Source organism: Pseudomonas matsuisoli (assembly GCF_014647635.1).
Lineage (GTDB): Bacteria > Pseudomonadota > Gammaproteobacteria > Pseudomonadales > Pseudomonadaceae > Pseudomonas_P > Pseudomonas_P matsuisoli.
Genome location: NZ_BMPO01000005.1, coordinates 132174 through 153423, shown reverse-complemented (window position 1 = coordinate 153423; position 21250 = coordinate 132174). Strand labels below are relative to the sequence as shown.

Genomic DNA, 21250 nt, shown 5'->3' with positions numbered 1-21250 from the left:
TTCCTTTTTATGACCGGGCGTCGTGACTTATCGAGGCGTGACGCTGCTCGATACGGTTCAGTTGGCGGTTTTGGTCATGTTCCAGAACACAGGAACGGTGGTATCCAGTTGATCGCCTACGTTCTTCAGGCGGGCTGTGATGACCGAACGCTCACCCAGTGGGATGACCACGGCCTCGTCATACAGGATCGTCTGTATCTGCTGTGCATAGTCGCGCTTCTGTGCATCGTCGGTGCTCAGCGCCATCTTCCGGCGCAAGTCTTCCACCGCAGGGATATTTGCCCAGCCGAACCAGGCTTTGTCCCCGTTTGCAGCCGCCGTGATAGCGCCGACTGGGTCGGAAATGTCTGCGATGGTGTTGTAGGTGCTGAAGAAGTGCCAGCCGCCTTTGGCTACCGGTTCCCTGGACGTCCGGCGTGTGGTGAGGGTCTGCCAGTCCATCGTTTGCAATTCGACCTTGAACCCGGCCTGGCGCAGCGATTGAGCGAAGACCGGCGGCATCGCGGCCAGGGATTGGACGTCGGTGGCGTGAAGAATGACGATCGGCGTGCCGTCGTATCCGGCTTCCTTCAGCAACGCTGCTGCCTTGGCTGGATCGGCCTTCACCAGATCCTCCGAACCGGCATCCGTCGCATAGGGCGTGTCGCAACCGAACAGCGCCGCGCACGTGCGGTAATAGCTCGGGTTGCCGCTCTGAACCTGAAGCACCGCTTCCTGATCCATCGCCGCAAAGGCGGCCTGGCGAATGAGCTTGTTGTCCAGCGGAGGCTGCAGCATGTTCGGCCGAGCGACATTCTGGGTACCCTGACGCTTGTATTCGGTCAGCGTCAGATCGTCATTGCCTTCCAGCATCGGTAGCAGGTCGATGGGCACGTCTTCGATGAAGTCGACTTCCCCTGACATCAGCGCATTCACCGAGGTCATGGTGTCCGGCATGGCGACCCATTTCACCCGGTCGACCTTCGCGACCTTGCCGCCCGCCAGCCCGTCAGCGGGCTCAGAGCGAGGCTTGTAGTCAGTGAACCGTTCGAAAACGGCTTGGACGCCGGGCTGGTACTCACTCGTAACGAATTTGAATGGGCCTGAACCAATTGCTGCGTCGATCGGCTTTCCGGTGGGTTGGCTGGCGAACCGCTCCGGCAGGATGAAGGGCGCCACGCCGCTGGACTTGGAAAGCGCTTGCAGCGCGATGGCCGTCGGTTGCTTGAACGTCATTGAGAAACGGCGCTCGTCGATCACCTTCATCTCGTCGAGCAGGTCGTTCATCACTTGTCCCAGCTTATCCAGTTGCGCCCAGCGGTTTATGGAGGCGATGCAGTCCTTTGCGGTCACGGGCTGCCCATCATGCCATTTCAGGCCTTCGCGCAGGGTGAACGTATAGGTCTTGCCGTCAGCGGAAACCTCCCAGCCTTCGGCCATTTGCGGCTGCACTTTATCGTTGGAATCCAGCGCCAGCAGGGTGTCGTACACCATGTAGGCATAGTCGCGCACGATGTAGGCCGTGGAGATGTTGGGGTCGAGCGAACGCAGACTGGCATGCATCACCGCGTTGATGGTTTCGGCATGAGTCGGTGCGGAGCAGAGCGCGAGAGCGCCCGCCAGAAAGCAACCGGGTACGCGGCCAGGCTTTGGCATTTTCAGGTTCGTCATGTATTGCTCCGGGACAGGGGGAGATAGCGCGGGACTGCTCGTTTCCGCCGAGGCAAAGCGAAGCGGAGGCTGCAACTATCGTTCCGTGGCTTGGCGGAGCGCGGCGCGGTTATTTGTGCACCGAGGCGGATAAATTCGACGCATGTGAGCGCTGGATTCGCACCGATACGGTTCACGGTGGCGGTGGTTCGATTTCGGTCGTGGTTGTGAGGGAGCTGTTTATGCGCGCTGCCGAGGTTTACTCAGCCGTACTCGAGAGGGATGTTCATTAGAAGTAAGTAGGCGAATTCGAGATCGCTTCGCGGGCATGGCCCGCTCCCACAAGTCCGATGTTTGCCTTGAGTCTGGCTTTAACAAAAAGGAGATCACACGTTCTTTGGATATCGCTCTGGATGTGGGACTCGAATGTGGGAGCGGGCCATGCCCGCGAAGCGATACTGATGGTGCTCACATCTTTGCCTGATGGATATCAATCGCGGCCTAGGCCACTCCCAAATCCAAGCTCTGCATCCTGCGTACCCCCCCCCCAACTGCTGAACTCACCTCTCGCCAGCCCTGTCGGACCTCCAAACCCTGCGGCGGAATTCAATGGCAGAACATCGAGAATTCACCCTTCGCGCCTTGGTTTCGGGCATCGTTCTCGGTGCTTTGTTGACGCCATCGAATGTGTATTCGGGGCTCAAGATCGGCTGGTCGTTCAACATGTCGATCATTGCGCTGCTGGTGACCTACGGCCTGTGGCGGTCGCTGATGCGTTACCGGTCCGGCGTGCCTTGGACGATCCACGAAAGCAACATCAACCAGACGACGACGTCTTCCGCAGCATCGATCATCTCTGGTGGGTTGGTGGCGCCGATACCGGCCTACACGCTCATCACCGGCAACCAGATCCCGCTCGTGCCGATGATGGGCTGGGTGTTTTCGGTGAGTTTTCTTGGCATCTGGGTCGCGTGGTATCTGCGTCGCTCGCTGGTGCTCGATACACGACTGCGGTTTCCTGAGGCCGTCGCCACCCTCGAGACCATGCAGCAGGTCTACAGCCACGGTAAAGATGCGCTTCATCGCCTTTATGTGCTCGGCGGTGCTGCGTTGGCCGCTGGTCTGGTGAAGGCGGCGGACGTCGCGCTCGGCCCGCTGCCACGTTGGGCGCCGAATGCCTCCCTCGAACGGCTGACGTTCAATGTCGACCCCTCGCCATTGCTCATCGGCTTTGGCGGGATCATCGGTATTAGGGTCGGGCTTTCTTTGCTGGTCGGCGCCGTGCTGGCCTGGGGCGGTATCGCTCCGTGGTTGTTGCAGAGTGGGTGGGTTGTGCTGCCCGACGGGGCAAGCGGCCCGCAGTTCGGCGTCCTCGTGGAATGGCTGCTCTGGCCCGGGGTGAGCCTACTGGTGAGCGCGACGCTGGTGTCGCTCGGTATACGACAGTGGCGTCAACGCCGGGCGACAGACGCGGACGATGACGCACCGCTACCGGCGCAGCCCCAAGCCATCCCGCTGCTGATGATTGCGCTTGCTTCTGGGTTGGTGGTGATCCTGCAGATCGTTTTGTTCGATATCGCGCCGATCATGGCCGCGCTCAGCATTCCGCTTTCCGTAGCGCTCGCCTGTATGGCGGCACGTGTCGTTGGCGCGACGGGCATTCCTCCAATCGGTGCGACGGGGCAGCTTTCGCAATTGACCTTTGGCCTGATCGCACCTGGGCAGATGACGGTCAATCTCATGAGCGCCAACATCGCTGGCGGCGCAGCGGGGCAGTGCACGGATTTGTTGAACGACTTTCGTGTGGGGCATCTGATCGGTTCGTCCCCTTCGCGGCAGCTGATCGCGCAGTGCGTAGGCATTGTTATCGGGAGCATCGTCGGGGTGCTGGTCTATCGCCTTCTGATTCCCGACCCGCAAGGCATGCTCATCACCCAGGAATGGCCCGCGCCGGCCGTAGCGACTTGGAAGGCCGTGGCGGAAGTCCTCGCCGATGGCCTCGATGCCGTGGACATCAGCGTGCGCTGGTCCATGCTCGGAGGCGCATTGATCGGCTCGCTTTTCGGATTCTGCGAAGCGCGTGCGGACCGCAGCGAACGTCTGGCACGACTGCTGCCGAGCTCCGCAGCTTTCGGGCTGGCGTTCATCATCCCAGCGTCCATATCTCTGATGATGGCGCTTGGCGCGGTGCTGGCCTGGGTCATCACGGCGAAATGGCGCAGCCTGGCTGAACGCTTCGTTATCGCGGCGGCCGCCGGGCTGGTGGCCGGGGAAAGCATCGTCGGGGTCGGCGCGTCGTTCTGGATGATGGCGGGGAACGGGGGATGATGGCCAGCTTGGCCCTGTAGGGCGGGTAAACCCGCGTGGGTACAGCTAGGAGCCGCGGGTTTCACCCGCCCTACAGCGCTAATCCATCCAATTTTCCCTCGGATTTCACGCCGCCGTGCGATGTTCCTGTTCAAACAGCAGCGCCGGTCGCGCCGGCTCGTTGTACATCGAGCAGAGGTTCTTCTGGATGTTGCTGCACAGGGCGTTCATCTGGATTTGGTGCTGGCTTTCGCCGAACGGTGCCTGGAGATCGGTGCCGATGCGTTCCATGGTCAGAAGCATGGCGCCTACGACCGTCGAGACGACGGGGGTGAACCAGCCCAATGTGGTCACTAGGCCCAGGGGCATGATGATGCAGAACAGGCCGCTGAACAGTCGGGGGAAATAGACGTAGGGGTAGGGCAGCGGTGTGTTGGCGATGCGCTCCATCCCGCCTTGCCAGTTCGAGACGTCCACCAGCGTCGATTCCAGACGGGCGAGGCGGATGCTGTCGAGTCGGCCTTGTTGATACTCCTGCGCAAGAATGGCCGCTGACCCGTTGAGGATATCGTTCGGGAAATTGTTGGTCCCTTTCAGGCGTGCGATCTCGTCTGCTGGCAGCAAATTCCCAACGTCGATGGTGTGCGGCGCGCCTTTGAGGTGTGCCTTCAAGGCCTGGAGATAAGCCACATGTCGGTGCAGCAGAATGGCTTTGACCGGGTTACGGCTATGCCCATCGTCATCGACGAGCGTGAGTACCTGACGGCCAAAGCTCCGCGAGCTGTTCACCATGGAACCCCACAACGTTCGGGCCTCCCACCAGCGATTGTAGGCACTGGTGTTGCGAAAGCTGATGAGGACAATCAGTGCCGAGCACAGCAGCGTGAGGGGCATGAGGGGAATCTCGATGCCGTAGCCGAACACCATCATGGCATCGACCGTCACAACTACGTCCCAGAGGAGCAGCCACAGCAGTGGAAGCCCTACATATGAGAGCGTTCGTGTTAGATATTTCAACTTGATGCCATTGAGGCCGAGCATCGCAATACTCCTGTTCAAGCGTTACAGCGGTTTGACGGTTGGCATGCGATGCGCCATGCAATAGCACGCGCCACCACGGCCGCGAATGAAACGTCACTCGACCCTAGGGCACGAGACTTAATCGTTCCTGAATTTGGCCCTTCAGCACGAATGGCTTGATCGTTATCGGTGCGGTACGGATGAGCTGCTATCGTAATGACCCTCTCTATCAGGAGGTCCCATGGCCCACCGTTCCATTGCCGGGAAACGTGCTGTTTTCCGCGAGCTTCATCGATCCGGTTGCTTCGCACTGCCGAACCCATGGGACGTAGGTAGCGCAAGCCTGCTGACCAAATTGGGGTTCAAGGCGCTGGCGACCACCAGTTCGGGTTACGCATGGTCTTGCGCAAGGGCGGATGGGGGGCTTTCGCGGGAGGAAACGCTGGCGCACATGAGCCATATGGCCGAGGCCTGCGACCTGCCGATCAACGCGGACTTTGAAAGTGGCTTCGCGGAAAGCCTCGAGGCATTGGCCGAGAGCGCGCACATGGCTGTGGCAACGGGCGTTGCCGGTTTTTCCATTGAGGATTCCACGGGCGATGCGACGCGTCCCTTGAGAAGCATGAGCGAAGGTGTCGCCCGCATACGCGCGGTACGGGCGGCAATCGATGAAACAGGCAGTGGCACGCTGTTGACGGCAAGGGCTGAGAACTTCTTCGTCGGCACGCCTGATCTCGAGGACGTCATCCTGCGGCTGAAGGCCTATGCCGAGGCCGGGGCGGATTGCCTGTACGCGCCCGGCATCAAGACACGCGACGAGATCCGCGCGGTTGTCGACGCGGTTGCCCCAAAGCCGGTGAACGTGTTGATTGGCTGGGACAGCGACCTGACCCTGCAGGATCTTGCTGGGCTCGGCGTTCGACGTGTCAGTGTCGGCGGCGCGTTGGCTCGCGCAGCCTGGGGCGGCTTTCTACAGGCGGCCCGCGCGATGGCGGAGCATGGCCGGTTCGATGGGTTCGCGGGCACGCCGTCGGGGACCGAGCTTAATGGCCTGTTCACAAACGAGAAGTGATATTGGTTGCCGCTGATCTCTTTTGATCAGCGGTCTGGAGCCTTATGGCCCAGCGCACCACTGAGTTCTCGGTGGTTGCAAAAATACGCGGCCAATGTACGGAAGCGTCAGTCCACCAACGTCAGCGCGCCGCGCATCATGGCGACATGACCGGGGAAGGAACAGAAGAACAGATAATCTTCGTCTTTCGACAGTTTGCTCACGTCGAAGGTAACGGACGTCGTTTCCCCGCCACCAATGAGGTCAGTTGCCGCGATGACGCGCGGATCCTTGGGTTTCACGTACCCGTTGCGGCGGCCCGCCATCATGCCGTCCATCGCAACGTTGCGCTCGTCAGCCTTTGTGGTAAGCACCCAGTTGTGACCCATGACGTCCTTGGGCAGGGTGCCCGCATGCTTGAGCGTGACGGTGAAGGTCTCACATTGCTCGCTGACCTCGATGTCCTTGAGATTGAACGACATCTGGTCCGTCGACTCGACCGTGATTGCGCATGGAGCGGCAATGGACGCGGCGCTTGCGAGCAAAAGGGAGGCAAGGGCGAGCAGGCGGAACATGGCAACTCCAGATAAATATTCGGCAGGGTGCGAAGACTGCCAGAGCGCGCGCCGTCTGCCCAGTTACCGCGGCAATCTATCGCGCCTGCATGCCCGGCCTTGCAGGCTCTTTCGAACGTCTTCCGGAGCGTCTGTCAGCACGCCGGGCACGCTCGCGGATCTGCGACTAAAGTCGTCTAGGCGCTTGCCGTGCAGCGATTAGAGTGAGAGCCGCAATGCTGTAAATAGAGGACAACAACAATGAAAGACGTCTATTCGCAGATCCAAGAAAACCCACGCTTCCAGGAACTGGTCGCCAAGCGAGAACGTTTCGCCTGGATCCTGTCCGCCCTGATGCTCGGGCTCTATTTGGTCTTTATTTTCCTCATCGCCTTCGTGCCGCATCTATTGGGAACCCGAATCAGTCCGGACTCACCGATCACATGGGGCATTCCCATGGGTATCGGCCTGATCCTGTCCGCATTCGTGCTGACCGGTATCTATGTACGCCGTGCCAACGGCGAGTTCGATCGGCTCAACAAGGCCATTCTCGATGAGGTGCAGAAATGAAAGCGCGACTCCTTGCGTTATTCGGTCTGCTAGTGGGCTCGTCGGCGGCCTGGGCTGACGCGCTGACTGGCGATGTACAACGGCAACCGGTGAACGTCTCGGCGATCACCATGTTCGTCGCGTTCGTGGGCGCGACATTGTGTATTACCTACTGGGCTTCCAAACGCAGCAAGTCTACTGCGGACTACTACTCCGCGGGTGGCCGTATTACGGGCTTTCAGAACGGCCTGGCCATTGCCGGTGACTATATGTCCGCGGCGTCCTTCCTGGGGATTTCTGCACTGGTGTTCACGTCTGGCTACGACGGCCTGATCTATTCGATCGGCTTTCTCGTCGGTTGGCCCATCATCCTCTTCCTCATCGCGGAGCGTCTGCGCAACTTGGGCAAGTACACGTTTGCCGATGTTGCCTCGTACCGGCTGAAGCAGAAGGAAATTCGGACACTGTCGGCCTGTGGTTCATTGGTCGTGGTGGCCTTCTACCTCATCGCGCAGATGGTCGGTGCCGGCAAGCTCATCGAGTTGCTGTTCGGCCTCAACTACCACGTCGCCGTAGTGCTCGTGGGTGTGTTGATGGTCATGTACGTACTGTTCGGCGGGATGCTCGCGACTACCTGGGTGCAGATCATCAAGGCGGTGCTGCTGCTGTCCGGCGCGTCGTTCATGGCGATCATGGTGCTCAAGTACGTCGATTTCGACGTCAGTCGCCTATTCAGTGAGGCGGTTGCGGTCCACGCGAAAGGCGAGGCCATCATGAGCCCAGGCGGCCTGGTGAAAGATCCGATCTCGGCAATCTCCCTTGGCTTAGCATTGATGTTCGGTACCGCGGGTCTGCCGCACATCCTGATGCGCTTCTTCACCGTTTCCGATGCCAAGGAAGCGCGCAAGAGCGTGTTCTACGCGACGGGCTTCATCGGCTATTTCTACATCCTGACCTTCATCATCGGTTTCGGCGCGATTCTCTTGGTCAGCACCAATCCGGCGTTCAAGGATGCGACCGGCGCGCTCATCGGTGGCAATAACATGGCGGCGGTGCACTTGGCGGACGCGGTCGGCGGTAGTCTGTTCCTGGGCTTCATCTCGGCAGTGGCGTTCGCGACCATTCTGGCGGTTGTTGCGGGTCTGACCCTCGCCGGTGCGTCGGCGGTGTCCCATGACCTATATGCCAGCGTGATCAAGAAGGGGCAGGCGAACGAGAAGGATGAGCTGCGCGTTTCCAAGATCACCGTGCTGTTCCTTGGCATCCTGGCGATCGTCCTCGGGATCGCATTCGAGAAACAAAACGTGGCCTTCATGGTGGCACTGGCGTTCTCGGTCGCGGCAAGCTGCAACTTCCCCGTGCTGATTCTCAGCATGTACTGGAAGAACCTAACCACGCGTGGCGCGATGATCGGCGGCTGGCTGGGCTTGATCAGCGCGGTGGTGATGATGATCCTCGGCCCGACCATCTGGGTATCGGTTCTCGGCCATGAGAAGGCGATCTTCCCGTACGAGTACCCGGCACTGTTCTCGATGATCATCGCGTTCATCGGTATCGCTGTGTTCTCCAAGCTTGACCAGTCGGTCTCGGCCGGCGAAGAGCGGGCGAGGTTCCTGCCGCAGTTCGTGCGTTCGCAAACAGGGCTAGGAGCCAGCGGCGCGGTTTCGCACTGACGGTTCCTAAGGTCTACGGGAGAGGCAGCCGCGAGGCTGCCTTTTTTTCGTTCTGGAATGGCTGTGTATTTCCTAAGAACGCGGGCGACTAAAGTCGCCCCTACAGAAACGGTGAACGGCAAACCACGCATTGGAGCGCCAGAACCGCACCTTTCCACTCGTCCTTTCACCGGAATCGCGTCGTGGCGATTGAAGTCATCTTTATAGGCATTCCCGTTAAGGAGACCTCATGAGCAGCACTGCGAAGAAGACCGATCCCAAGCTGTGGGAAAAGGTCAAAGACCAGATCACGAAGGGCGACAAGGGCGGCAAGCCCGGTCAGTGGTCAGCGCGCAAGGCGCAGCTGGCAGCGCATGAATATCAGAAGCAGGGTGGTGGTTACGAAGGGGGTAAATCTAAGGACAACCATCTTGAGCGTTGGACCGAACAGGAATGGGATACGAAATCCGGCAAGCAATCCGGTGAAACGGGTGAGCGCTACCTGCCCAAAGAGGCCCGCGAGAAACTCACGGATAAGGAATACGCGCGCAGCACGCAGAAGAAGCGGGCGGACACACGGCGCGGGCGTCAGCATTCACGTCAGCCGGAGGACGTCGCTCGTAAAGCGGCCAGCGCGCGCACGCCGTCCCTCGACGCCATGACCAAAAACGAGTTGATGCAACGCGCGGTCAAGCGCGATATCAGTGGCCGCTCCCGGATGCGCAAGAATGAATTGATCACGGCGCTCAAGAAGGCAGGTGAAAAATGACGGAGCTCAAGGAAACCGACAAGAAGCAGATTCGCAGCGAATTCAAATCTGTCGTGAACATGGCACCTGCACAGTTACGCAAATGGCTACATGGGGCGCCGAGCAAGAAGGTCGGCATGACCAAGCAGGGCGAGAAGGTGACATCGACCAGCGATGGCAAGGCAGTCGGCCACAAGATGGGCGAGCGTATCCTCGAGATAAAGAGCAAACGCCAGACCGAGCTTGAAGATGACGACTACAAAGCGATGAAAAAAGTGATCGGCTACGTGCATCGCCACATCAAGCAGCGCCCGGATGGGGATGTCGAAGATACCCGCTGGCGCAAGTCGTTGATGAATTGGGGACACGACCCCCTAAAAGCGTGACGACCCGACCGACAGAGCGGGTTCACGCGGGTATCGGATAGGCAAAAGAAGCGCATGTCGGTACTTCAGCGGTGATGTGACTCTTGGACGGCCTTCTTACGGCTGATCCAATGCTGAATGAGCTCGCGTAGCTGTGACAGCTCGACCGGTTTGGACATATGCCCATCCATCCCTGCCCGATACGCGCGTTCTTTATGTTCACTGAGGATGTGCGCCGTCAGTGCGACGACCGGGGTGCGGGGGCGGTTTTGCTCACGCTCCCAGTGCCGCAGGCGTTCGGTCGCAGCAAAGCCATCCAGTACCGGCATCTCGCAATCCATCAACACGAGGTCGTAGTGCTTCGTCTGGATAGCCTTCAATGCTTGCTCGCCGTCGTTTGCGGTGTCCGCTTGCATATTGAGTTTGCTCAACATGCCACGGATAACCTTGGTGGATATGCTGTTGTCTTCAGCCACGAGAATGCGAAAGCCCTCCGGTGCGTCGATCGGCGCGCTAACGGGCGTCTGAGGTAAGCGAGCAATGCCTTGCCGGCGTTGCAACAACTCTTCGGCCAAGGTGGTTTTTAGCGTGTAGCCCGCCACGGGTTTGGCCAAGATGCGTTTGATCCCCGCGTTTCGGGCGACAATTTTCCCCGGCGCATTGCTGATGCCCGTGAGCATGATCAGCAGTACGTCGTTGTTGAGGCTTGGGTCTTCCTTGATGCGTGCCGCCAACTGCATGCCGTTCATGGCTGGCATTTCCTGGTCCAGCAGCACGATGTCGAAGTATTCGCCGATGTGCGCCTTCGTGCGCAGTAATGCGAGTGCTTCCTTACCCGAAGCGACGACGCTCGCTTGCAGCCCCCACGATGTGCATTGCTGCAGCAAGACTTTGCGGCAGGTGTCGTTGTCGTCGACGATGAGAATGCGCGCGCCTTGTAGTAGCGACTCAGGATCGTTCGCGGGCTGGAGTAGGCGCTCTGTATCCAAAGGCAGATTGATGGATAACGTGCTGCCGCGCTCGCTGCCGCTTTGAACCCCGAAGGTGCCTTGCATCAGCCGCACCAGATGGCGAGCGATCAGTAGGCTGAGATGCCCGCCGACGCGGTTGTTCGAGAACAGTTCCTTGCTGCTGAGCTCGGAGCGCAGCAGCGCTTCGCGATCGTCAGCAGTTAGAGCGCGCCCGGTATCCTGAACCGCGATTCGTAGGCGCGGTGTCTTGCTCGATGTGGATTCAAGTGCAACGACGACCAGAATTTCGCCGTCTTCTGTTTGCCTGAATGCATGATCCAGCAGGCTGAGAATGACTTGGCGCAGGCGAGTGGGGTCGCCGTTGATCACGCGGGGAACCTGAGGTTGTACGAAGCTGATGAGCTCGACCTTCTGCTGCTCGGCACGCGTGCGGAAAATGTCGAGGCATTCACTGAGCAGGCCCGTCAGGTCGAATTGCACATCATCCAGTTCGATCTGGCCGGATTCCAGGCGCGAGATATCGAGGATCTCGTTGATCAATACCAGTAGCTCGTTGCCCGAGCTGTGGATCGTCTGCACGTAGTCACGTTGTTTGGCGGACAGGGGCGTACCGAGTAGAAGTTCGCTCATGCCAAGCACGCCGTTCATGGGCGTCCGTATTTCGTGGCTGATCTTGGCAAGGAATTCTGCTTTCGCTCGTAGCTCTGCGGAAGCTGCCGCCAAATCACGGCTTTCGGTGTTGCGGGTATCAAGAATACGAACTTGCCGTTCGGTGATGGCAAGACTCCCCAACGCGGCGCACACCGCCGTCACCGATAGCATGAACAACAGCATCCATTCGATGGGCACCGGCCAATAACCAAGAAGGGCGGGGAGCGATCCAAAGAAGGTCAGGTTGAAGAGGATGGATGACACCATCAGAAAGCGCGCGGGGCGGTAACCGTTGCGAAGGTGCTGCGAGCAGACCCACAAGATCACCAGGCTGGCGGATCCGAGCAAAGCGAATGCGAGCAATAGCAGACTGGCGCTTTGAAACGCGGTCATCAACAGCGCAAGTACGGGAACCAGCGCGATGTGGGCAATCAATAAGCGACCCGGTGTCGGGTGCTCGCCGACCCCCGAGAAAAATCGCCATGTCAGCATCAATGCACAAAGTACGAGCGACAGGATCGAAAGGTTCGTGAGCAGAGGCTGTATCCAGAGATAATCCCCCAGCCACGCACTGCTGATGCCCAGCGAATTCAAACCAACCGACAGGGTGCTGAAAACACCACCCGCGAGCCAAAGGCTGCAATCGCTTCGATTGCGGGTGTAGCGCAATACGTTATAGAGCCCCAGCAGTAGGAGGCTGCAGAGCAGTGCGCCGATGAGAAGAGTGTGTCCGTCTTCCGCAGCAGCTACGGCGGTGGGCTCGAGGCTTACCGAAGGGCGCTGTGGATGGTCCGATTGTAGGCGGACGTAAACGTCCAGGCGGTCTGCCGACAACGGAATGGGCAGCAGATAATCTCGGCTCCGAAGCGGCCTGCTGGAGAAGGGCATGCGGACACCGGTCAAGACCTGTTGCACACGCTCTCCACCATGCATGACATAGAGTTCTATGGAGTCGAGTGCAGGGGCGAACACGCGTAGCAGTTGCGGTTCTTGGTTGCCCGGTATCTGGTAATGCAGCCAGAGCGCGCTTGGCGCAGAAGGTAGCTGAATGTCGTTGAGGTTGACGCTGGTAAACGCGCGGTAGCGGGAATTGCGAAGGTCTTCGAGTTGGAGATTGCCGTCCTGATCGAGCAGTTGCATCCAGCCGGATACATTCTGCGCGGAGGCGTAGGGCGCACTTAGTCCAAGCAGCAACAGGCAGACGAGCAGTCTGATGGCAATCCAAAGCCGGAACACAGGCGAATTCCATTCGAAGTGAGGGCGGGATTATAACCACCGTCATGGATGAGCGGATATTACCGAACAGCGCCGTTTTAACGCATTACAGCGCAAAGTCGGTGCATTATCCGCAGCGGCGGCCATTGGGCCACCTTACAAGCGTAGGTTACTTCGATTGTTCGCGCGCGATTGCCCGATAGCCGATGTCGCGACGATAGAAGCAGCCGCTCCAGCGGATGGCGTCCGCCAAACGATAAGCTTGCCGTTGTGCGTCCGCTACCGAGGCGCCAATGGCTGTGGCGCAGAGCACACGTCCACCGGATGTAACGACTTGCCCGTCTTTCAGTGTGGTCCCGGCGTGGAACACCTTGCCGTCGAGCGCGGCGGCTTCGGCGAGACCGGAAATCACGTCACCTTTCGCATAGTCCGCAGGGTAGCCGCCAGCGGCCAATACGATACCAACGGTCGGGCGCGGATCCCAGGTTGCTTCGACCTTGTCGAGAGCCTTGGCCAGCGCGGCTTCGACGAGCAGGACCAGGGAAGACTCCAATCGCACCATGATGGGTTGAGTTTCCGGATCACCGAAGCGGCAGTTGAACTCGATGACCTTGGGCGCGCCTTGTTTGTCGATCATTAGCCCCGCGTACAAAAAGCCAGTGTAGACGTTGCCTTCGGCCGCCATGCCACGAACGGTGGGATAGATGACTTCGTCCATGACGCGCTTGTGCACGGCGTCGGTAACCACCGGCGCAGGTGAGTAGGCCCCCATGCCGCCAGTGTTCGGGCCCGTGTCACCGTCGCCTACGCGCTTGTGGTCCTGGCTGGTGGCCATGGGCAGCACGTTCTCACCGTCGACCATGACGATGAAGCTCGCCTCCTCGCCATCGAGAAATTCTTCGATCACCACGCGTGCGCCCGCGTCGCCAAAAGCGTTGCCGGACAGCATGTCGCGAACAGCGTCCTCGGCTTCATCGAGCGTCATGGCGACGATCACGCCTTTGCCAGCCGCGAGACCATCGGCTTTGATGACGATCGGTGCGCCTTTTTCACGCAGGTAGGCAAGGGCAGGCTCGATCTCGGTGAAGTTTTGGTAGTCCGCGGTCGGGATGTTGTGGCGCGCCAGGAAATCCTTAGTGAAGGCTTTCGAGCCTTCCAGCTGCGCAGCTGCGGCGGTAGGGCCGAAGATGTCGAGCCCACGGCTGCGGAACAAATCGACGACGCCCTTAACCAGTGGCGCCTCGGGGCCGACAATCGTGAGCTGCACATTCTTTTCGGCGAAATCGGCCAGTTGCTCGATAGCCAGTACGTCGATGGCGACGTTCTCGCATTTGCTTTCGGTCGCAGTACCCGCATTGCCGGGTGCCACGAAGACTTTCTGGATACGCGGGTCTTGGGCGACTTTCCACGCCAGGGCGTGTTCGCGACCGCCGCTGCCGATGATCAATACGTTCATGTTTCTCTCCATTGGAGGCGGGCCTGCGGCCCGATTGGTGGATAAGCAGAGCGTTATCCACCCTACAAAATCTTGCTGTTAGCGTTTTATCGGGCTGTGATGGAGCTGGTGAATGCTAGGCGCGGATGGCTTCGATAAGCGCAGTTGCCGTCGGGCAATGAGCATTAGCGAAGTTATCCGCAACGACGCAGGCGCCTGCTACAGCGCGGCCATGCCAATCAGTGCCTGAAGTGGCGCATGCCGGTGAACACCATGGCAATGCCCGCTTCATCGGCAGCGGCGATCACTTCGTTATCGCGCATCGAACCACCTGGCTGGATCACAGCGGTAATCCCCGCCTTGGCAGCGTTATCGATGCCGTCGCGGAACGGGAAGAATGCATCTGAGGCCATGACTGCGCCTGGAACTGGCAGGCCAGCATGTTCGGCCTTGATTGCAGCGATGCGTGCGGAGTTGACGCGGCTCATTTGGCCTGCGCCGACGCCTACGGTCTGGCGGTTCTTGGCATAGACGATAGCGTTGGACTTAACGAACTTGGCCACTTTCCAGGCGAAGATCAGGTCGTGGATTTCCTGCTCGCTTGGAGCGCGTTGGGTGACGATTTTCAAGTCGTCCGCAGCGATCATGCCGATATCGCGGCTCTGTACGAGCAGGCCGCCGTTGACGCGCTTGAAGTCCCAGCCTGGGCTGCGTTCGGCCGACCATTCACCGCACTCCAACAGCCGCACATTGGCTTTGGACGCAACGGCTTCACGCGCTTCGGCGCTGATCTTGGGGGCGATGATCACCTCGACGAACTGACGCTCGACGATGGCTTTGGCCGTTTCACCATCCAGCTCACGGTTGAAGGCGATGATGCCGCCAAAGGCGGACTCGGTATCTGTGGCGTAGGCCAGGTCATAGGCCTTGCGAATGCCGCCATCGGCATCGGGCACCACGGCGACCCCGCATGGGTTGGCATGCTTGACGATGACGCAGGCCGGTTTGGTAAAGCTTTTCACGCATTCCAGTGCAGCGTCGGTGTCCGCGACGTTGTTGAAGGACAGTTCTTTGCCCTGCAGCTGCACGGCTGTAGCCACGCAGGCCTCGTCCGCATGCTCGACGTAGAAAGCCGCTTGCTGGTGGGGGTTTTCACCGTAGCGCATGTCCTGCGCCTTGATGAATTGGGTGCTGAAGGTGCGAGGAAACAGGCTGCGCCCTTCGGTGGACAACGTCTCGCGCGACTGATCGATACCGCCGAGGTAATTAGCGATCATGCCGTCGTATGCAGCCGTGTGTTCGAACGCCTTCAGCGCCAGGTCGAAGCGTTGTGCGTAGGTCAGACCGCCGGTCTTGAGCGACTCGACGATAGCGGCGTAGTCGCCGGCGTTGACGACGATGGCGACGTCCTTGTGGTTCTTCGCCGCGGAGCGAACCATGGTGGGACCGCCGATATCGATGTTCTCGATGGCATCCGCCAGATCACAGCCGGGCTTGGCGACCGTTGCGGCGAACGGATACAGGTTGACCGCAACCAGATCGATCGGCTTGATGCCGTGCGTGTCCATTACGTTGCCGTCTACGGCGCGACGGCCGAGGATGCCGCCATGGATCTTTGGGTGCAAGGTCTTGACCCGGCCGTCCATCATTTCCGGGAAGCCCGTGTAGTCCGCCACTTCCACTGCCGCTACACCGTTGTCCTTGAGCAGCTTGTAGGTGCCACCGGTGGAGAGAATCTCGACACCGAGGGCCGCCAGTTCACGGGCAAACTCAAGGATGCCGGTCTTGTCGGAGACGCTGATCAGGGCGCGGCGCACGGGTAGGCGGGTAGTCTGGTCGGTCATTGCAAAGTCCGTTGGAGCAGGGAAATGAGTAAAAAAGGGCGACCTGGGGCCGCCCTTTCTGCAGGATTCGATCGTTACAGCAGGTCGTACTGCTTGAGTTTCTTGCGCAGCGTGCCGCGGTTGAGGCCGAGCAGTTCGGAGGCCTTGGTCTGGTTACCTTTGACGTGGTTCATCACGGTTTCGAGCAATGGCGCCTCGACTTCGGATAGCACCAGGTTGTACACGTCGGTGACGTCCGCACCCTCAAGATGAGCGAAATAGTTGAGCAGGGCTTTCTCGACGGCGCCACGGAGGGTCTGGCCCTCTGCGCTTGGCGCGTTGAGATGCTGCTTGAGGTTAAGGTTGTCACTCACAGGTGTTGTTCCAGTCACTAAAGCCTCGGTCATCGTCGTCATGCGGCCACACCTTCTCCGTTGTTGTGTCGTTCGGTGAAAAATCGCCGAACGTTGGCGCACTGTGCGTCCGTGGTTTCCAAACGATTGAATTGAGCGCGGAACTCCTTTGCGCCCGGTAGCGTAGCCAGGTACCAACTGACGTGTTTGCGAGCGATGCGAACCCCCATCGTGTCGCCATAAAAGGCGTGCAACGCCGTCAAATGACCGAGCAGAATGCGTTCCACTTCGTCCAGGGAGGGGGGCGGCAAAGACTCGCCGGTTTTCAAGAAATGGTCGATTTCGCGGAATATCCAGGGCCGGCCTTGCGCGGCACGCCCTATGAGCAGGGCATCCGCGCCTGTATGCAGCAGCACGTGGGCGGCTTTTTGCGGTGAATCGATGTCGCCATTGGCAAAGACCGGAATGGACACGGCCTGCTTGATCTCGGCGATGGTGTCGTATTCGGCGTCACCGGTATAAAGATCCGCGCGGGTGCGGCCATGCACGGCCAATGCGCTGATACCTGCCTGCTCGGCCAGCCGTGCGATACGCGGGCCGTTGCGGTTTTCGCGGTCCCAGCCCGTCCTGATCTTCAACGTGACGGGCACGTCGACGGAAGACACGACAGCCTCAAGGATTTCCGCAACAAGCTTTTCGTCTTTCATCAGCGCCGAGCCTGCGGCCTTGTTGCAGACCTTCTTAGCTGGACAGCCCATATTGATATCGATGATCTGGGCGCCTAGCTCGACATTTCGGCGGGCAGCTTCGGCGAGCATGGAGGGGTCGCCACCTGCGATCTGGACGGAGCGAGGCTCGGCCTCACCGGCATGGATGAGGCGTAGGCGCGATTTGCGACTGTTCCAAAGCTTCACGTCGCTCGTCACCATTTCGGACACGACCAGGCCCGCGCCCAACTGTTTGCAAAGGGTGCGGAATGGTTGGTCGGTGACGCCCGCCATGGGAGCGAGAATCAAACGATTGGATAAGGTGTATGGGCCGATGGTCAGTGCCGACATTGGGGTTCCCAGCGAAGGGCCAGTCAGTTCTTAGTGGTGGTTTTATGCATCGCGGAAAAGCAGAGCTTTCGGGCAGGCGAAGAATCGAACGCCAATAGCGTAGCAACTCGTTCAGACGCCTTGCCGCTCAAGCGCGACCGTGTCGAAAACGATATTCAAAGGGTGCTGCGAAAGGGGGAGGATGATACTCGCTCCACATGACTGGATAAAGATTGTTCTGAACAAATTCTGAACAGTTGCGCCCTTATGACCGTTCGTTAGGGTCTGTTGCCGTTTCGTCGCGAGCCGCGTTGCTGCGAGAAATGGCCTCTGGTTAGGCGCGGGACGCAGGTAATGGCTATTCCCTTGCCAAGTCCTGCAACGACAGCAGAGGCCATTTCTCGCGCAACCCTTGGGGACGGGCCTATTTTTGTGCGGGTCATTGTTGCTTGCCTTTGAATTTGGAACCACCAAACTCTGCGGCTCGTGCCTAGCCTCGCACAAAAACAGGCACCGTCGCGGCCGCGAGCGAAACGGCAACAGACCCTAGCTGGCCGGCTGCGTATCCAGTCACTCAGGAGAAATGAAGTTTAGGCTGTAGTTCACGGCCCTCGCGCCGGGGTCGAGGATATCCAGTGAGATGTGTATCGGTGTCTGTGGCGGCATTTCCCTTCCGCCGGCCAGTTCGCCGGCCAGGTATTCGGCGGGCTTGAAGCGCCGGCTGGCAATGAGTCTGCCATTGAGGTCGGCGAATCGCAGCTCCAGCAGCGGAAACGGCTGCCCGAACGTGGCGCGGTTATAAAGGATGGCATCAACGATAAGCGCGCCGGAAAACTCGGGATGGCTACGAACCACGAGATTGCTACTGCGAATCTGGTCAATGTCGACGCGCGATGGGAGCCGACAGCCAACCTCCGGGCAGATCGCTGCGAACCAGGGTCGATATTGATCCTGGCGCGCGAGTTCGTCGAAGTGATACCAGACGTACTGGCCGGCAAGAATCAACAGCGCCAAGACGTTCAAGCCAATCCACCCCGCGCGGCGGCGCCAGGGTCTGCGGGGTTTGCGCCAATCGAGCTGAAGCGGCTCGTCGATAAGATCGTCGAGCTCCTGGGCGCGTTTATGGCGGCGCGATGAGCGGGGCGCTGCGGTCTCGTCGTCGAACACATCGTCAGTATCGCGCGGTGTGTCCAGTGGCTGGCCTAGCGCGGGTTGATCATCGTTTTTCTCGTCGTCGATCACCGGAGGTGGCAGCTCGATCACTGGCTCCTGGCGCGTATCCGCTGCATGCGTATGCAGTACGGGGCGGGGCAGGTCGGTCTTCTGTGCGGGCGCCTTAGGCGCGGACTCGGCGTCCGGCCCCATTTCCTCGCGCAGCAAGGCGATGGCCCATGCTTCATCCGGATGCACCTCATCGTCGTCGGTATCGTCCGTACGCGGATGCAGCGCCTGTGTGTGTGGCTTCGAACCCGTGCTCGAGTGTTTATTGAAGAGTTGCTCCTGATGCTCCAGGCGTGCCATTTCTTCGTCCAGCTCGCCCATGTCCAGATCATCGTGAATCCAGACAGGTTCGTCATCTTGCGGCAAGGCTGCGGGTGGTTTTTCCAGTTTCAGCGGTGCGTGCAGCTCTTTGAGATGCAGCGGCTGAACGGGCTGGAGTGCGATCTGTGGTTCCGGCGCGGCTGCCTTGAGCTGATCGGCCAGAAGCGATGCCGCGTCGAAGACCTGTAGACAGGCCCCGCAACGTACCGAGCCGTGGGCGATGGCCAGTTGCTCGCGGCTGACACGGAAACGGGTCTGGCAATGCGGGCATTGGGTGACGAAGGTCTGGCTCATGCAACAGCGGTCGGCGAATGAAGGTTGGCTAGTCTAGCGCATGTCATACGAGGGCAGCAGGCTCCGCAGGTGTTCAATTGATGGATTTGCGACGTCCGCTGATGCGCACCCAGCCGTCTTTTTCCTGGGTTGGGTCCAGATCGAAATCCTGGACGTATGCCTGACGGACTTCATCGGCCTGCTCGGCCAATATTCCCGATAAGGCCAGCCTACCGCTCGGGCGCACGTGACGGGTGATCGTTGGTGCTAGCGCAACCAGCGGCCCGGCCAGAATGTTCGCAACAACGACGTCGAACGTGCCATCTGGCATCGCTTCGGGCAGGTAAAGAGAGAACCGCGCATCCTCGATGGCGTTACGCCGGGCGTTGTCGCGGGAGGCTTCGAGCGCCTGGCTGTCGATGTCGGTACCGCAGGCATGCTTGGCGCCTAGCAAGAGCGCAGCGATGGCGAGGATGCCGGAGCCGCAACCGAAATCGAGCACGTTTTGTTCTTCGAGCGCTTGGGCATCCAGCCATTCCAGGCAGAGCGCGGTGGTGGGATGGGTTCCGGTACCGAACGCCAAACCGGGGTCCAGGGCAAGATTGACCGCGTCAGGTTCAGGGGCGGCGTGCCAGCTGGGTACGATCCACAAGCGTTGGCCGAAACGCATCGGGTGGAAGTCGTCCATCCAACTGCGCTCCCAGTCTTGGTCTTCGATACGCTCGAATTGATGCTCAGGCAATGGAGCGCCCGTGAGCAATTGCAGATGCGCCGAAACGTTGCTGGCGTCAACGTCGGCTTCGAACAGTGCCAGCAGGTGAGTATGCGTCCACAGTGGGGTCGTGCCGAGATCAGGCTCGAAAATCGGCTGATCTTCGGCATCCATGAAGGTGACCGAGACGGCTCCAAGCTCCAGCAGCGCATCTTCGTAAGGGGCGGCTTGTTCAGGGGTGATCGCGATTCGCACTTGTAGCCAAGGCATCGGGTAGTCCTGGTCGGTAATAAAGAAGAAGCGGCCTAGGCCGCTTCGATGTCGCATTAACGGATTGTCAACGTGCGCCTGAGGACACGAAGCGCCACGGTTCACACCTGCCCCACGATGTCTGGAGTAGGGCGGGTGAAACCCGCGAGAGCGTCGCCGTCAGTGCTTATCCATCCCGAGTTTTTTCTCGAGGTAATGGATATTGATGCCGCCCGCGCAGAAGCCCTTGTCTCGCACCAGATCGCGGTGCAGCGGAACGTTGGTCTTGATGCCGTCGACGATGATCTCGTCCAGGGCATTGCGCATACGCGCCAGGGCTTCGTCGCGGTCACGTCCGTAGACGATCAGCTTGCCGATCAGCGAGTCATAGTTCGGCGGAACCGAATACCCGCTGTACAGGTGCGAGTCGACGCGAACGCCGTTGCCGCCGGGTGCGTGGAAGTGCTTCACCTTGCCTGGGCTGGGCATGAAGTTATCCGGGTCTTCCGCGTTGATCCGGCACTCCAGCGAGTGGCCCATGACCTTGATGTCTTCTTGCTTCAGCGACAGCTTGTTGCCCGCGGCGATGCTCAGCATCTCCTTGACGATGTCGACGCCGGTGACCATCTCGGTAACCGGGTGCTCCACCTGAACACGGGTGTTCATCTCGATGAAGTAGAAGCGGCCATCTTCGTAGAGGAACTCGAAGGTGCCAGCGCCGCGGTAGCCGATCTCGACGCAAGCATCGACGCAGCGCTTGAGCACTTCGGCGCGGGCCTTTTCATCGATGTGTGGCGCTGGGGCTTCTTCCAGGACCTTCTGGTGACGGCGCTGCAGCGAGCAGTCGCGGTCGTAGAGGTGTACGGCATTGCCCTGGCCGTCGGAGAGCACCTGGACTTCCACGTGACGTGGATTGCCGAGGAATTTCTCCAGATAGACCATCGAGTTGCCAAAGGCCGCGCCTGCTTCGGTGCGGGTCAGCTTGGCGGACTTGATCAGGTCCTCTTCCTTGTGCACCACGCGCATGCCGCGACCACCACCGCCACCGGCGGCCTTGATGATCACCGGGTAGCCGACTTCACGGGCAATGCGCAGGGCTTCAGCCTCGTCTTCG

Annotated in this window: 17 protein-coding genes; 6 read left to right on the top strand and 11 right to left on the bottom strand. The window is 59.8% G+C overall.

What is annotated here, in order from left to right; genetic code table 11:
- Positions 1-57: 57 nt before the first annotated feature.
- Positions 58-1650 carry an ABC transporter substrate-binding protein gene (locus IEY47_RS12355; protein ID WP_229779407.1) on the bottom strand — a complete coding sequence of 531 codons (1593 nt, stop codon included), beginning with the start codon at positions 1648-1650 and terminating at the stop codon, positions 58-60.
- Positions 1651-2238: 588 nt separating this feature from the next.
- Here IEY47_RS12355 and IEY47_RS12350 point away from each other — a divergent pair.
- A complete protein-coding gene (locus IEY47_RS12350; protein WP_188983550.1) occupies positions 2239-3957 on the top strand; it encodes an OPT family oligopeptide transporter in 1719 nt (572 codons plus the stop codon).
- Positions 3958-4062: 105 nt separating this feature from the next.
- On the opposite strand, the gene IEY47_RS12345 is transcribed toward IEY47_RS12350, so the two are convergent.
- Positions 4063-4977 (bottom strand): bestrophin family protein, encoded by a 915-nt coding sequence (locus tag IEY47_RS12345; RefSeq protein ID WP_188983549.1) that lies wholly within the window; start codon positions 4975-4977, stop codon positions 4063-4065.
- A 220-nt stretch (positions 4978-5197) separates the two neighbouring features.
- Between IEY47_RS12345 and IEY47_RS12340 the strand changes: the two genes are divergently transcribed.
- Positions 5198-6028 (top strand): isocitrate lyase/PEP mutase family protein, encoded by an 831-nt coding sequence (locus IEY47_RS12340; RefSeq protein ID WP_188983548.1) that lies wholly within the window; start codon positions 5198-5200, stop codon positions 6026-6028.
- 107 nt (positions 6029-6135) lie between these two features.
- Here IEY47_RS12340 and azu read toward each other — a convergent pair whose 3' ends face one another.
- On the bottom strand, positions 6136-6582 hold the full coding sequence (azu, locus tag IEY47_RS12335) for an azurin (protein ID WP_188983547.1): 447 nt from the start codon (positions 6580-6582) through the stop codon (positions 6136-6138).
- Between the two features lie 240 nt (positions 6583-6822).
- Here azu and IEY47_RS12330 point away from each other — a divergent pair, with 240 nt between their 5' ends.
- The 4 genes from IEY47_RS12330 to IEY47_RS12315 all read left to right on the top strand — a co-directional run bounded on the left by IEY47_RS12330 (position 6823) and on the right by IEY47_RS12315 (position 9896).
- A complete protein-coding gene (locus tag IEY47_RS12330) occupies positions 6823-7131 on the top strand; it encodes a DUF485 domain-containing protein (RefSeq protein ID WP_188983546.1) in 309 nt (102 codons plus the stop codon).
- The gene (locus tag IEY47_RS12325; protein ID WP_188983545.1) at positions 7128-8783 is read left to right on the top strand and encodes a cation acetate symporter; all 1656 of its coding nucleotides are present in this window, start codon (positions 7128-7130) and stop codon (positions 8781-8783) included. The genes IEY47_RS12330 and IEY47_RS12325 overlap by 4 nt, the downstream gene beginning before the upstream one ends.
- 229 nt (positions 8784-9012) lie before the next feature.
- Complete coding sequence (locus tag IEY47_RS12320; RefSeq protein WP_188983544.1) at positions 9013-9531, top strand: Rho termination factor N-terminal domain-containing protein; 519 nt, start codon at positions 9013-9015, stop codon at positions 9529-9531.
- Complete coding sequence (locus tag IEY47_RS12315; protein WP_188983543.1) at positions 9528-9896, top strand: DUF3140 domain-containing protein; 369 nt, start codon at positions 9528-9530, stop codon at positions 9894-9896. Before IEY47_RS12320 ends, IEY47_RS12315 begins: the two co-directional genes overlap by 4 nt.
- A 65-nt stretch (positions 9897-9961) precedes the next feature.
- On the opposite strand, the gene IEY47_RS12310 is transcribed toward IEY47_RS12315, so the two are convergent.
- The 8 genes from IEY47_RS12310 to IEY47_RS12275 form a co-directional block, all read right to left on the bottom strand.
- A complete protein-coding gene (locus IEY47_RS12310; RefSeq protein ID WP_188983542.1) occupies positions 9962-12733 on the bottom strand; it encodes a hybrid sensor histidine kinase/response regulator in 2772 nt (923 codons plus the stop codon).
- Between the two features lie 148 nt (positions 12734-12881).
- Entirely contained in the window at positions 12882-14168 is a 1287-nt protein-coding gene (gene purD, locus IEY47_RS12305) for a phosphoribosylamine--glycine ligase (protein WP_188983541.1), read from the bottom strand.
- Between the two features lie 218 nt (positions 14169-14386).
- Positions 14387-15991: a bifunctional phosphoribosylaminoimidazolecarboxamide formyltransferase/IMP cyclohydrolase gene (gene purH / locus IEY47_RS12300; protein ID WP_188983540.1), complete on the bottom strand. Its 1605-nt coding sequence runs from the start codon at positions 15989-15991 to the stop codon at positions 14387-14389.
- A 74-nt stretch (positions 15992-16065) separates the two neighbouring features.
- Entirely contained in the window at positions 16066-16386 is a 321-nt protein-coding gene (gene fis, locus IEY47_RS12295; protein WP_188983539.1) for a DNA-binding transcriptional regulator Fis, read from the bottom strand.
- A complete protein-coding gene (gene dusB / locus IEY47_RS12290) occupies positions 16383-17381 on the bottom strand; it encodes a tRNA dihydrouridine synthase DusB (RefSeq protein WP_188983538.1) in 999 nt (332 codons plus the stop codon). Before dusB ends, fis begins: the two co-directional genes overlap by 4 nt.
- 549 nt (positions 17382-17930) lie before the next feature.
- A complete protein-coding gene (locus IEY47_RS12285) occupies positions 17931-19196 on the bottom strand; it encodes a DUF3426 domain-containing protein (protein WP_188983537.1) in 1266 nt (421 codons plus the stop codon).
- A gap of 73 nt (positions 19197-19269) precedes the next feature.
- Positions 19270-20157, bottom strand: coding sequence for a 50S ribosomal protein L11 methyltransferase (gene prmA / locus IEY47_RS12280; RefSeq protein ID WP_188983536.1), 888 nt, complete (start codon positions 20155-20157; stop codon positions 19270-19272).
- A gap of 159 nt (positions 20158-20316) precedes the next feature.
- Positions 20317-21250 (bottom strand): ATP-binding protein (locus IEY47_RS12275; RefSeq protein ID WP_229779405.1); only part of this gene is annotated, 934 nt, incomplete at its 5' end.

Excerpts from the sequence above, each read along its gene's own strand:
- IEY47_RS12355 (WP_229779407.1), bottom strand. The coding sequence starts at position 1,650 with ATGACGAACCTGAAAATGCCAAAGCCTGGCCGCGTACCCGGTTGCTTT.
- IEY47_RS12350 (WP_188983550.1), top strand. The coding sequence starts at position 2,239 with ATGGCAGAACATCGAGAATTCACCCTTCGCGCCTTGGTTTCGGGCATC.
- IEY47_RS12345 (WP_188983549.1), bottom strand. The coding sequence starts at position 4,977 with ATGCTCGGCCTCAATGGCATCAAGTTGAAATATCTAACACGAACGCTC.
- IEY47_RS12340 (WP_188983548.1), top strand. The coding sequence starts at position 5,198 with ATGGCCCACCGTTCCATTGCCGGGAAACGTGCTGTTTTCCGCGAGCTT.
- azu (WP_188983547.1), bottom strand. The coding sequence starts at position 6,582 with ATGTTCCGCCTGCTCGCCCTTGCCTCCCTTTTGCTCGCAAGCGCCGCG.
- IEY47_RS12330 (WP_188983546.1), top strand. The coding sequence starts at position 6,823 with ATGAAAGACGTCTATTCGCAGATCCAAGAAAACCCACGCTTCCAGGAA.
- IEY47_RS12325 (WP_188983545.1), top strand. The coding sequence starts at position 7,128 with ATGAAAGCGCGACTCCTTGCGTTATTCGGTCTGCTAGTGGGCTCGTCG.
- IEY47_RS12320 (WP_188983544.1), top strand. The coding sequence starts at position 9,013 with ATGAGCAGCACTGCGAAGAAGACCGATCCCAAGCTGTGGGAAAAGGTC.
- IEY47_RS12315 (WP_188983543.1), top strand. The coding sequence starts at position 9,528 with ATGACGGAGCTCAAGGAAACCGACAAGAAGCAGATTCGCAGCGAATTC.
- purD (WP_188983541.1), bottom strand. The coding sequence starts at position 14,168 with ATGAACGTATTGATCATCGGCAGCGGCGGTCGCGAACACGCCCTGGCG.
- purH (WP_188983540.1), bottom strand. The coding sequence starts at position 15,991 with ATGACCGACCAGACTACCCGCCTACCCGTGCGCCGCGCCCTGATCAGC.
- fis (WP_188983539.1), bottom strand. The coding sequence starts at position 16,386 with ATGACGACGATGACCGAGGCTTTAGTGACTGGAACAACACCTGTGAGT.
- dusB (WP_188983538.1), bottom strand. The coding sequence starts at position 17,381 with ATGTCGGCACTGACCATCGGCCCATACACCTTATCCAATCGTTTGATT.
- IEY47_RS12285 (WP_188983537.1), bottom strand. The coding sequence starts at position 19,196 with ATGAGCCAGACCTTCGTCACCCAATGCCCGCATTGCCAGACCCGTTTC.
- prmA (WP_188983536.1), bottom strand. The coding sequence starts at position 20,157 with ATGCCTTGGCTACAAGTGCGAATCGCGATCACCCCTGAACAAGCCGCC.